At 54.7% G+C, this 12681-nt stretch carries 10 protein-coding genes; 2 read left to right on the forward strand and 8 right to left on the reverse strand.

What is annotated here, in order from left to right; genetic code table 11:
* Both ACWVCN_RS10010 and ACWVCN_RS10015 read right to left on the reverse strand, forming a co-directional pair.
* The coding region (locus tag ACWVCN_RS10010; RefSeq protein WP_455245499.1) for a M24 family metallopeptidase at positions 1-1041 on the reverse strand (1041 nt) is incomplete at its 3' end.
* A gap of 351 nt (positions 1042-1392) precedes the next feature.
* On the reverse strand, positions 1393-4755 hold the full coding sequence (locus ACWVCN_RS10015; RefSeq protein WP_455245501.1) for a YhdP family protein: 3363 nt from the start codon (positions 4753-4755) through the stop codon (positions 1393-1395).
* Between the two features lie 188 nt (positions 4756-4943).
* Between ACWVCN_RS10015 and ACWVCN_RS10020 the strand changes: the two genes are divergently transcribed.
* Positions 4944-6254, forward strand: coding sequence for an MFS transporter (locus ACWVCN_RS10020; protein WP_455245503.1), 1311 nt, complete (start codon positions 4944-4946; stop codon positions 6252-6254).
* A 98-nt stretch (positions 6255-6352) separates the two neighbouring features.
* On the forward strand, positions 6353-6874 hold the full coding sequence (locus tag ACWVCN_RS10025; RefSeq protein WP_455245505.1) for a peptidylprolyl isomerase: 522 nt from the start codon (positions 6353-6355) through the stop codon (positions 6872-6874).
* Positions 6875-6877: 3 nt separating this feature from the next.
* Here the strand turns inward: ACWVCN_RS10025 and amrB are convergent, their stop codons facing one another.
* From amrB to ACWVCN_RS10055, 6 genes are all read right to left on the reverse strand, one after another.
* A complete protein-coding gene (amrB, locus tag ACWVCN_RS10030; RefSeq protein WP_455245506.1) occupies positions 6878-8116 on the reverse strand; it encodes an AmmeMemoRadiSam system protein B in 1239 nt (412 codons plus the stop codon).
* A gap of 69 nt (positions 8117-8185) precedes the next feature.
* The gene (locus ACWVCN_RS10035; protein ID WP_455245507.1) at positions 8186-8908 is read right to left on the reverse strand and encodes a hypothetical protein; all 723 of its coding nucleotides are present in this window, start codon (positions 8906-8908) and stop codon (positions 8186-8188) included.
* A 42-nt stretch (positions 8909-8950) separates the two neighbouring features.
* Positions 8951-9796 carry a hypothetical protein gene (locus ACWVCN_RS10040; RefSeq protein WP_455245508.1) on the reverse strand — a complete coding sequence of 282 codons (846 nt, stop codon included), beginning with the start codon at positions 9794-9796 and terminating at the stop codon, positions 8951-8953.
* Between the two features lie 112 nt (positions 9797-9908).
* Positions 9909-10559, reverse strand: a complete 651-nt coding sequence (locus ACWVCN_RS10045; RefSeq protein ID WP_455245509.1) for a hypothetical protein — start codon at positions 10557-10559, stop codon at positions 9909-9911.
* Positions 10556-11830, reverse strand: coding sequence for a DUF6754 domain-containing protein (locus ACWVCN_RS10050; RefSeq protein ID WP_455245510.1), 1275 nt, complete (start codon positions 11828-11830; stop codon positions 10556-10558). The genes ACWVCN_RS10045 and ACWVCN_RS10050 overlap by 4 nt, the downstream gene beginning before the upstream one ends.
* A gap of 26 nt (positions 11831-11856) precedes the next feature.
* A partial coding sequence (locus ACWVCN_RS10055; protein ID WP_455245511.1) for a hypothetical protein occupies positions 11857-12681 on the reverse strand: 825 nt, incomplete at its 5' end.

Here is a 12681-nt window from a genome sequence, read left to right on the forward strand (position 1 = left end):
CAGACCGGGCTCGACCGTGACGACATGCCCGTCCTGCAGCAATGAGCCGGTCCGGCTGATGCGCGGAGCCTCATGAATATCCAGGCCGACTCCGTGTCCGGTTCCATGAAAATATCCCTGCATCCGCCCATTCACAAGACCAGTCTTGTAGCCCGCTTTCTCAAAACGTTCGCAGATCCCCCGATGTATCTTCACGCCGTCCGCGCCATCTTTAATCTTCGTGATGGCCTCTTCCTGAGCATCCTTCACGGTCTGATAAAGTTTTTTGAGTTCTGCGCCGGGGACGCCGCGAACAACCGTCCGCGACATGTCTGCAAAATATCGAGATCTGGCCGACCGGGGAAACACGTCGAAGATGATGCTTCGATGCGCCGGCAAAGGTCCACTTCCCTCATTGTGCGGATCACAGGCCTGCTCACCACCGGCAACGATCGTGTGCTGCGCCACGCAATCACCTTCCATTAACTTCACATTGATCAGCTTCTTAACCCGCTCGGAAGTCAGCGGTGCTCCGTCCAACCACAAGGTATCATCTTCGATCGAAGCGCTCCGCAACATGTCGTGTGCGGCAGCCACCGCCTCTTCGGTGGCCCGCTGCGCCATTTCGATGTGCCGAACTTCTTCCGTCGTCTTGACCACCCGTTGCTCATAAAAAGGATCACCCTTGGCATGAACCTGATAGCCGAGTTCTTGAAGTCTGGCTGCGTGGGAGAATGGAAAATTCCCCGGCACGACCACATGTTTGATCTTCGCATCCCGCAAAATCACGTGCACGATATCCGCACTTCCCGGCGATGCAGCCCCGTGGTCGCGGGCCCGCTTTTCGATCTCCGAGTAAGACAACACACGATCCACACCGGCCTGACTCTTGGCACGATCCATCTCTAGGTCGTTCATAACCATGATACGTTCACCTTTGATTTCCAGGTAGATAAACGGATCCGGGGCCATGAACTTCGTTGCGTAGTACAGAATGGAGTCACTCTCACTAGCGGCGATGAAGAGGATGGCTTTATGAGCCTGTGATGCTGCTCGAGTCATAATCTCTTGTTTCTAGAGTATCATTCCGTAACGAGATGATTCCCAGCCCCCTTTTGTATCATACCAGTATACTGATAATGGCGCTCCGTCGCTTCCCGTCAACCATCGCGCGTTGAAACACACATTCACCAAAGCAAGACCATAGTGGGTATAAAGATCATGAGATACGTTCTAATCTTAGCGTATTCCGCTCTTATGATAAGCAAGAGAGAACAGATAGGCACTTTGCCCCTGTCGGCCCGGCACATTGAATCTCTGAGGGAGGCGAGAACGAATTTGAAGACTATTTCAGCATCCCGCCGGTGCGGAATCTAACATGAGGTCTGGAGATGGTCAAGAATTGACGCGCGTTTACGGAGTGGCAGGGACAGGCTCACTATTCGGAATCCGATCCCGCGCAACCGCCTTGCTCTCCTCCGGTGTGACCAGATCGATCGGCAGCATCACGGTGTTCATCAATACATCTACAGCTAATTGCGCGAGCCCTGTAAACCCAGCGGCAAACGACTTCATGGGCAAGTACTTGACTTCGGGGTCCTTAATGGATCCCTTCACTGAGAAGATCGCAGTGGCAAGTCCCGTCCGTTCGCCAGCAAAGAGCCGTCCGAACAGCGGGATAGTTTTGAGGAACTGTGAGTACGACCCGAAGGGACTCACCGCCCATACCATATCGATCTGATCTGTCGGCAGATCGAAATTGCCTGCCGCGGTGATTTTCACGATAGGACTATCAATGATGAAATTCTCTGTTTCGAACAGGCCGTCTCTGGCGGTCACTGTCGCCGTGACCTTGTTATAGGGCAAGCCGTCCTTCTCCAGATCAACCTTGCCTTGCAAGACCGCCGGCAAATTGAGAATGCTGATGATCTTCCAGATCGCACGTTCCTCGCTCTTGAACACACGTCCGTTTTCCATCAAGAGATCAACTTTTCCATTGAGCGTTGGATAGACACCATGCGGATTTCGTCCGTGCCCGCGGATCGTTCCAGTGAACCTCGTCTCCCCCGTAACACCCCCACCTTTGACCCCTACAAGCTTGAACAGATCCTCGACCAAAAGTCCTGTCGCGCGGATCGATAGTTCCGCATCGGCCGGTTTGCGTTTAGGCAATTCCACAACGATCCTGCCGGCCACATCTCCGTTCGTCGATTTTCCGGATACGCGATCGACGTCGAGCAAGCCATCTTGAATTGTAATGCGAGCAGAAAGACCACCGAATTTCAAATGCTTGTAATAACCCCTGGAAATCGACGCGGTTGCGCTGGTCTTGCTTGTCGCCGCCAACCATTCGAGAAACTCTCGCATAGGCGATCGCTCCCCTTTCGGGATGAGGAGGTCGAGATTCATTTGATTGGATTCAATTTTAGCAGTGATCAACGGTTTCCCCGTCCAATTCTTGATTATTGCATCCAATGTCACGTCGCTATCCGCGATCTTGAATGAGAGCCGCTTCAACTGCGCCACGTCACGCGCGAGCAAGAGCCGAACGTACAAATCTTGGACCTGCCCCCCCACTCGCCTGGCGTTCATCAAACCATTCGTCAGCGCGAGCCAACCTGTCATCTTCCAAGTCTTCCAGTCTTGATTCTTCCCCTTCACATCCAAAGAAAGTTCCAAATTTCCCGCCTCGAAACCACCCTTCACGATCCATTCAGGCAGGCTCGATAAAGAGACCGTTCCGGTGGCTAGTCCCGCATCAACTAAAAACTTGTCGCCGAGTTGAATCTTTCCCTTGATCGGCAGGCGGATTGAGGGCGTGGAAATTTCAACATAATTCAAGATAACGTTGCGAGGTTGTGGAATATCTCCTTCAAACGAAATTGTCGCTGCAGCCCCGATGGGTTTTTCCAACATCCCGGGTAGCGAGACTTTCGACTCCGTCAAATCCAATCCCCCGCGCAAATGGGGTGTACTTGTTGGACCGGTAAGCAACACCAGGCCCACCGCTGCCCCTCCAATCGTACCTGAGGGAACCGCCTTTGCCGGAAGCAACTGCGCCATATGAACGGCATCGCCGCTGATGCGCACGAGCAGATCTCGGAACTGCCCGGCATTGCCTCCGGTGATCCCGCCTTGAACCTGCACAGTCAAATCGCCGAGATGCCCGGACACTTGATCAAACTGCGTCTCCCCCTCAGCCAACACGAAGTGGCCTTGCAGCTCAGTCAGCCGCTCCGGCAAATTCGAGTTGGTCAGACTCACGTGCTGCGCCGTGATCTCTCCTCCGGCGAATGTAATCCCGCCTGGTTGATTGAGAGGACCAACGAGACGGAATGTAGGGGCAGCCGAACCTTCGACGTCACGCGACGCCGCCAAAACTTTCGATAACTGCTCAGATTTGACGGTCTTCGCGAGTAACTGCAGCAGATCCGACGCCGCCATGGTTCCCGTTATCTCCATCTCAAGCCAAGGACCTGCCTCTAGAAAAGAAATCTGCCCCTTGCTGTCGGCCATGTGAATCGTTCCGTACAGTCCGGCCAAATTGTTTACCCTGATGCGACCGGCCTCGACGAATACAATCGCTGACAAGTCCATGGCCGGCACGTGTTCGTCTCCGATGAGCGCCTTCCCATCTTTGACGTGGAATTCTCCGGTCAGGGACAATTGCGGACCTTCGGCGTAGGAACCTGTCACCGTCGCTGACGCGACGGTCACCTTCCCGTTGATCCGCCGGTCCTGCATGACGGCAGGAAGATCAGGGTGTATCCACGACGGTGGAATCTTTCCCATCAAATCACTGATCTGCACAGGAGACGAAGCGAATGTGATCGCGAACGTCGGCTGAGGTGTAAGCAGACCGGAAAGACTCGCGTTTCCCATCGTAACCAGCTGATCCAGATTCGCTGAGAAATCTGGCAGCAAGACGTCATAACCTGCAACACCTGGGAATACATTGATGCCGCTGCGTACCGTGACGGCTCCTCGAAGAGATTCCGGCACGGGGCGAGGCCCTAGGAAATCCGCAGCATCGCGGAGCCCCAGGTTGACCGCCTCAAGTTTGCCGTCAAACTGAAGTTCCAACGCCGGCCGAGAAGAACCATCAGACGTCAACATCTTCTGTTCCGCCCGCTTGAACACACCGGAGAGAGACATCCCGGCTATGCCTTGCGCCCCTCTGTGCGCTGCAGAAACTTGGAGATCCGCCTGCCCCCGATCGAGGCGAATCGTAAGCCCTGCGTTAACCGACTCCAGCTTCACCGTCCGAACTCCGTCCGGCCTCGCTTCGTCGATCACGGTGACCGTTCCGTTGATCAGCGTCGCTTCCCTAATCCGAAAAATTCGGCTCATCATTTTCAATGCTTCTTCGTCTGTCGCCGGCACACGACTGAAACTCTCGAAGATATTCCAATGACCGTTACGATCTCGCCTGATGGTCAAGATCGGTTCTTCGATCGACAATCTTTTTCCCACGACTTGCTTGCGGAGCAACGGTAACAATCGCAATACGAGATCAAGCTTTTTTGCCGAGAGGAGAATCTGATCCGATTGCCGATCATGGATGGCAACCTGAGTCAATTCCAGCCTGATCTTCGGAAAAAGAACGAGCTTGATCCGATGCACATCAATGCGACGGCCGAGGTTCTGTTCAAGCTGGGTCAGAAAGAATTCTTTCAGGTAGTCTTCACCCGTTAGCCGAGGACCAAACCATAGGAAGGCGATCCCTCCGATTAGGAGAATGATAAGGAAAATTCCGGCTAGGCGAAATGCGGACACGCTCGCTCCATGATTCTTTCAAAGAAGTCCTCATGGCATCTTACCGGATCGTTCCGGTTAAAGCCAGCAAGTCCGCGAACCAACAGGGGATTTTCTCCTCACTCGCGCACGGGACATCTAGTGATGTTGCAGAAGAGCAGCTATAATCTCGACCATCTCGCCATGCCATTCAAAGAGTTTCGCAACGCGTGAGCAATCCATCTGCCAAAGCCACACCAGTTCGCTGGTTGATTCTCCTTTTGTTGTTTTTGACGAGCGCCGTCACATACATCGACCGGGTGAATATCTCAGTGACCGCGCGGCACATGATGCCGGCATTCGGGCTGACCGACCAAGAAATGGGGTTGATTTTCTCGGCCTTCGTCGTGGGCTACGCGCTGTTTCAGATTCCAGGGGGGTGGCTGGCAGATCGGTGGGGCGCCCGTACTGTATTAACCGGAGCATTGTTCTGGTGGTCTCTTTGCACAGCCTTCACCGCGATCGCCGCCTCTTCGCCACTGGCTGATCTCTTCGGAATTATCGGAGCTCTTTTCGCAGTTCGTTTCGCATTGGGAGTCGGTGAGGCTGTCGCATTTCCTTCCGTCAATCGTGCTGTCGCCAATTGGATGCCGTATAACTCCAGAGGTATTGGCATTGGGATTGCGATCGGAGGCCTTGGCCTTGGCGCTGCCATAACCCCCCCACTTGCCGCGTGGGTCATGGTGAACTGGGGCTGGCAAACCGTGTTCTATCTTTCGACTGCTATTGGGCTAGTTATGGGAGTCTTGTGGTGGACGCTTTCCCGCGATCACCCTGAACAGCATCCCTGGGTCAGGGATCATCAGAGGACAACGCACCCCAACGTTGAAGATCGACACACTGTGACCATTCCCTGGAGGCAATTGGGCAAGACGCCAACGATTTGGTGGCTGGTGCTGAGCTACAGTTGTCTTGGCTACGTGGCCTACATCTACCTCGCATGGTTCTATCTGTACCTGGTCAACATCAGAGGGTTCGACGTACTTCGTGGAGGGTTCTACAGTGCCTTGCCCTTTCTCGCAATGCTCGTCGGCTGTCCGTTCGGAGGCTGGATCACCGACCGGCTGGCATCCCGATATGGCGTGACAACAGGGCGGGGCGTGGCAGGCGCTTCAGGCATGGCCCTCGCGGGATGTGCCATCATACTAGGTGGCTTCATCGATTCACCGATTCTTGCCATTACTAGCTTATCCCTTGGCGCCGGTTGCCTGTATTTCACCGTTGGTGCCTATTGGGCGTCAACTTCGGATCTATCTAAGGCGCATGCCGGCATTCTCTCAGGACTGATGAATACCGGTGCCAATCTTGGCGGCGCGATTTCTCCATCCCTTACACCGTGGATCGCCTACCACTGGGGCTGGCCGCTGTCCCTGGCATTTGCCGGAAGCATCGCTGTGGTTGGCGCGTTCCTCTGGATCCGGATCAATCCAGGGCAAGGGCTTCATGGGGATGAATGCCAGGCGCGCCGCTTTGAGGAATGAGTTACTGAGTTGATACAAGGAAACAAACGAATTGCTCATATCTCATCACGCTTCGGGGACTTGCTACCGGCAACAGCGCCTTGTTACAGTCAAAGCCCATGAGTGTGGAATTTAAGAAAATCGATCCCCGCGTAACGATCTCGACGAAATTCGGCGAGATCAAGATTCGCTTCTATGCCGGCGAAGCCGCACGCCATGTTGATAATTTCGTCAAACTCGTGAAAATGGGTTTCTACGATGGAACCACATTTCATCGCATCGTTCCAGGATTCATCATCCAAGGAGGCGACCCCATGAGCAAGCATCCGGACCGATCCCTCCACGGCACCGGTAGTCCGGGATATTTTCTTTCCCCGGAACTCAGTGATCGCCCCCACAAACGAGGCGCGATCGGCATGGCAAAGGTTCCCCGCGAAAGCAACAGCACGCGCGATTTCAACGACAGCGGCTCACAATTCTTCATCAATGTCTCGGACAACAGCGGGCTGGATCGCACCTATACGGTTTTCGGGGAAGTCTTCCGCGGCATGGACGTGGTCGACAAGATCGTCGCCGTTCCACGTGACGACCGTGATAATCCTCTCGAGCCGATCACGATGAAGGTGCCGGTCAAAGAATAATAATCAGAAAAATGACATGCTGGCGTAGGTTACGGTCGAATTATACTGGTCGGTAATCCCGCGGTCGTAGCGAAGCACCTGCCCCTTTTCAGCCTGGATCAACCGCAGGATTGAATAGATGGGTGAGAACCCTGAGATGCGGCGCTGATCCTTTTCCTTTTGAATATAGCCGGCGAATTCTTCCGGTTTCAGTTCTTCCACGAACTTGAGCATTTCCAAATCGTACTGCATCGACCGGTGGAACGAAAAATCGGTCGGCGGGGCGCTGTCACCATAACGGATACCAAGATGGGCCAACTCCCCTGCGGCTATCACACAAACCTGCTTACCGGAGGAATCGATCGCCTCGCGCAAGGCGCCGAGGAAACGATCGACGTCGGCACGAACGGATGGATCGCTCAGGCTGGAGGCCGAAAATGATGACAGAACAGGTACAATCGTGAATGGCCTGCCCTCGGTTACCACTTGAATGAAAGGCAACTGAAACTCGATGGCATGCTCCTGAAGATGCGCGATGTCTTCAGCAAAATACTCCGGCACGAGAGACTGAAGACGTTCCAAAATAGGACGATCGGCCTGCACCACGCCGAGCGGCGTTTCAAAATCCTTGTCGGTCACGGCCACAACATGATCGAGGCCTGCATTGGCCGTCCCGATGATCACGTAGACATCCGGTTGCTGGGCCTCTTGGAGCTCCTTATAGGCCCACGCGTAGATCGGTCCAGCCTGTTTGAGATCATACGTCGGCGCGACCAACCCCTTGATCAGCGTACCCTTGTGTTCCGATGGTTTAAAATCCGGGCCTTCCTTCGACGAAAAGAACCCGTTAATCTGCTTCTTCAACTTCGCGCCGTCAGCCTCATAGCTTCTTCCTGCAAACTGGGCTTGGCGAAGTGGAGTTTTCCGATAGGCTTCCTGCGCTTCCTTTCGCGCCGAGTCAGCCCGTTCTCCTTCAAGGAACAGCTTGGTATCAAGGTCGGCGATCAGTTGTTCCACCTTGTTCGGCATCAGGAACTCACCAAATCGTTTGAGGTAGATGGCGCCGATCTGCTGAAGTGAGTGTTCGCCGTCGAAATGCTGGATGATGAAGAAGTAGTTCAGCGGAAGGACAAGCTTTTCCTTGCTCAAACCGCTTGGATCCCAGAGGACAATAAACTGATCCTCCCCCTCTTTGATGGGTGAGAACTGCAGATTGCGAAGTACCGGATATTGCTTCGGGTCTTTCGCTGTCTCGGTCGCCATAGATCTCCTTCACTGCGCAGGCCTATTGTAACGAACCACTTTCCAGACGTGCAACGGGGGAATAGCAGGCTACTGCGTCTCAGGAGGTCCTTCGCGAGTACGGCGAGAAAGCACGATCAGTGCCCCAACGGTCACAAGCAGCAACCAGAGGGTCGGGCGGCCATACGAGGCATCGGAAAATTCGATGAGGTCTGTCAGTCGCCCGATCAAGAGGGACATGCGGGCCATGACCGTATAGCCAAAGGCCGCACCGAAGGAAATCATGAGAAAGACAACACCCGTTCGCGCCACCATCTTGCCAGCCCCGTGATGCTCTACGGAAAAGAAAAAGTAGAACAGCACCGAGCTGACTCCGATCAAGATAATGATGGCATTCAGATTGCTTGCCGGATTCAGCAAATTCATTGAGAACGTCATCCCGTCATTTCCCGTTAACGAGAGCAGCGGCCTGACTGTATCCTCAATCTGTTTCAAGATGAAAGAAGATATCGTGCGCGGAATGGCTAACCCCGATCCGACTCCCACGATGAAGGCAAAAGCGTAGCGGGACATCCAGGCGGCCTTAGGAGCATACCGAGTCAGCATCAGGAGACCGATCGCTACGGGAATCAATAGCGCAATCTCCCCTTGTTCGAAAATCGGCTTCACAATCAGATGCACAATCACCGTGTCGTAGGCCTTCACGATTGTGTAGCCCACCGATACGCCGACATAAAGATGTTCGGCCAGTTTGAAGAGGGGATTATCTTTATAGAGGAACGAGAAGATGAAGAGGGTTAACCCCGTCGCCACCCAAGCTCCTAGTATGGTTGCACCCATCAGGCGTCTACATTCCTATGTGCTCAAATGACCCTGTTGTTTCGCCTGCCGCCTTAGTGAGAAATAGAATATATTGCAGATGACGACCAGTACAACGATAGCCGCGTGCGTGGCTGATTGGGCATCCATCCCAGCTACCGCCCGCCCCTTGTGGCCGATCAGACTTTCATACTCGGCTGCACCGCGCAGACCGCCGATCAAGCCGTTGATCTGCCCGCTGCGCAGTAGAGGGTAGAGCCCCGGCGCAATCACACCCGTGCAGCCTCCCCCGAGCTCGAACTTGTACTTGTCCTTGCCGAATACGTACCAGGCTTCTACACCTGGATTCCCGGCGGCGAGACTCACGGCATAGTTCACGTCTTTTAACGTCAGCACTCCATCAAGCACCTGCAGTCCCTTTGTCGGTCTGCCGCTATAGTCGCTGGGGAACGTAGTATAGAGATCCTGGCCCATGTTGATGATTACAGCATTGCCCCCGGGACTCCAGCCCAGAAACACATAGTCCTTCCCGTACTCTTTCCCCGCTTCTCTCGCGACCTGGCTCAATAATTGATCCGCCATGCCCGTGCCGGAAACCCAGAGCGTCATCCCGATGACGCGAAGATTCTTTCGGAACGCATGCCGAAGAATGGCAATCGCTTGGGGGTGCAACTCCGGCTTGGAAGCGGGATCGAAGTCCATCGAGAGGAGGAACACGGAACCTTCGGGCATGCTCTCGATATAGTCGAAGACTCCTCGAACCTCGGGAGAAATCTTGATGGGCAAACCGACCGGATAAAGCAACGGCAGGAGCGTGCAAATGCCTATCACCACAAAGATGATCCTCCGATCAACTTTTAGCATGCGCTCAGCGAAACTCATGTTATGCCTTTTCCTGCCCCGGACATTCCGTAAGTTGCGGGTGGCACCGAGCGGCTCCCCAGTCGCGCGCAGCGAAATGGCCCCACAGGGGGATGGGTGGAGCGAGCACGACTCACTCCTTCCCTCCACCAAGATACGACCGCTCAACCCCGAAAATGATCTTGAGCGACAAGGCAATAGCGCCGAGACTCACTCCAATCAAGATGGCCCGGCGGACAGACGCATTCAGCACATTCAAGATCCATTGCGACACATCGCCGCTCAACGGAATAACGTATTCCCCTAAAGGTACGCGACCCATCATCACGATCACCGCCGCGATCAGCAGCACCGCCGCCTCGCGGCTGCGCGCACGGAACGAACGATAGGCGGCCGATGCAATGAAGAAAGCCAGAATGGCAAACATGGTGCCCTGCAGCGGAACCATCATGAAAGAGTAGACCCATCCGAACGCGGTCATCACACCATCGACACTTTCCTTGCCATCAGCCCAGAGCCCCACGGCGATCGTACCCAACATGCCGGCATAGAGCACGAAACTATACCCCCAGCCGGCTTCCTTCCGCCTGATCTTGACCGCATGCTGATGGAACAGGCTGGTGACACCCAAAACCAGCGCGAAGCCGCCTATGATCTGGAGCCACTTCGTGGCCGAGGTAAGAACCTGCTCAGACGCCGGATGCGGAATGTAGTACTGCCCCGCAAACAGCAACCCCGTGATCATCGTGATCAGAAGCGGGAGCTGTCGTCGCAAAAAGATCATTTGAGATCCCTAAAGAAGTCGAGGAAGAGCTGCGGCCATTGCGCGCCCGTTACGATCCCAAAAGTCGCCAGCAGGGTTCCAACTGCGATCACCGATAGGATGAAGGCCTTGCCGATATCCTGCCCGCGCAGCGTGCCGATCTGGACTGGTTCTTTGGACAGATAGGCGCTGGCAGCATAAAGTTCCTCACCGATGAGTGTGTAATCACACGTCGTCACGAAGAACGGCAATTGATGGTCTGAGTCGGTCCCGGCGATTTGAATTGCACCCGTGCTGGCGCCGGTCTCCGTGAGGAGGAGGGATTCGGCGAAATAGGCCCCCATAAAGAAGTTCGCCGCAGGTTTTTTGCGGAGCATGATGCCATCTACAGCCGCGGTGTAACTGAACTGATCAGAGGTAATAAAAAAGTTCGCGTCTTCCTTGAAGAGATCGGGCTTACCCGCTTCCAAGTACGCTTGTTTCGTAATCTCCTGACAAACGGCCATCGTGATCGGCTCCCGGTGAGGAACCAGCAATTCCGTCTCGTAAGCCGCCGTACGTTTGGCAACTCGGCCTAGGATAACTGCTGCAGCTATGGTAGAAGGATCGCCCATGTCGTGGGCGCCGGTCATATACAAAATCGGCTTGCCCAACTCAGTTGCTCGACCAATCGCTTCGTCCACTGCATCGAGCCCTGGAATCCGGCGCAGAAAGATGTCATTCCGCTTGGCGTGGCTTATCGTGTAGAAAACCAAGGTGCCAAAGGCCAAGGCCAGTATCAGATTATTTATTTCATTCCAATTGAACCAATCAGGAGTGGGCGTAGCTTGGAGCATAGGGCCAATGACCCGCTCTTCTCCCTTGACCATGGCAACCGTGACCGTATACGCGGTCCCGTCTTTCAGCTCGATTCCCTTACCACTTCTGATGATATGCTGATGCCAGGCTTGGCCTGACTGTCTCGTCCACCAAGCAGCCTTCGTGTCCTTTACGAAATGGGTATTAGCAGGAAACTCGGCGATGACTTTGAGCGCGCCGGGATCGGTAACACCGGCATCACCTAGTAAGACTTGATAGCGAAGATCGGGACCATCCAGTGGCGATGGAGCCCATATGACAGTCAAACTCTCCCCACCGTCATTGGGAGTATCGAAGACCCGAAGCTCCGCCGGCAAGGTCATTGTCGACTGAGCTGAGGCGAGTGTGTGTGCGATCAGGCCCAGGAAAGAGGCGACAAGAATGAGCTTGCAAAACGTGAATCTCACACTTCGCGCAACTGGAGCCCCCCTCATTCGCACCCCTTTAGTGTTCACTGATTTCACGCTCCTTCGATCACTTCGATGTTGGTTCGTGGAATCACCGCCCGTGATCCATCCGCAAACTTTACCTCCAACACCCTCACCTCGCTCTCTGTCGGGATCTTGGTAAGATCAGGCGGCAAGGCTGAGACTTCACCGATTTTCCCAAATAGGGGGTCACGGATGATGCGGACCGGATCGCCGATCCTAACTCCTTCCCGTTGTGCCTGACGCACAGTGCTAACGGCTGCTGATTCCTTGGGAATGATGATCTCCGGACGAATAACCCCCGCCCTGATCTGAGTCGCCCCTGAGATGGACGCCTTCTGACCCGCATGGGCCGAGAGCAGCTTGAACGTCTTCGAGGCCATCGGGATTGTGCCAAACCCTTCGGTCAGAATCAGCGTAAATCCCACTTGTTCCGTTCCTGTGATCGCCACACCCAGGTCATAGCCCAATAGCGCGCGTAGATCCTTGTCATGAATCCCGCCGACAACCAGTCCTGCCACCCCGCATTCCTTCGCCTTGGCCATAGTTTCGGCTGAGAGGAAGGAGCCCCCGACAACGATCTTGCCCTTCATAGACGACGAGAGATGACCTGGTGAAAGCGGCTCATCAGGCGCCTTAACCGCGACAGCAATGTCACCCCAAATCTCGCCGCCGATGCCGAAAATACCCTGGACCAAACTGCAAGAGGCCTCTACGACAACACCCTGTTGTTGGATGACCTCAACAACGGTTCCGTCGATGTAGGCGAGCAGATCGAGAATCCTCGGAGGCTCACGCAACAGCACTTGGCCCGTCACCGTCGAGAGCGATTCGATCGTGCCGGTGACAGGCGAACG

It is taken from the genome of Petrachloros mirabilis, from assembly GCF_975968855.1.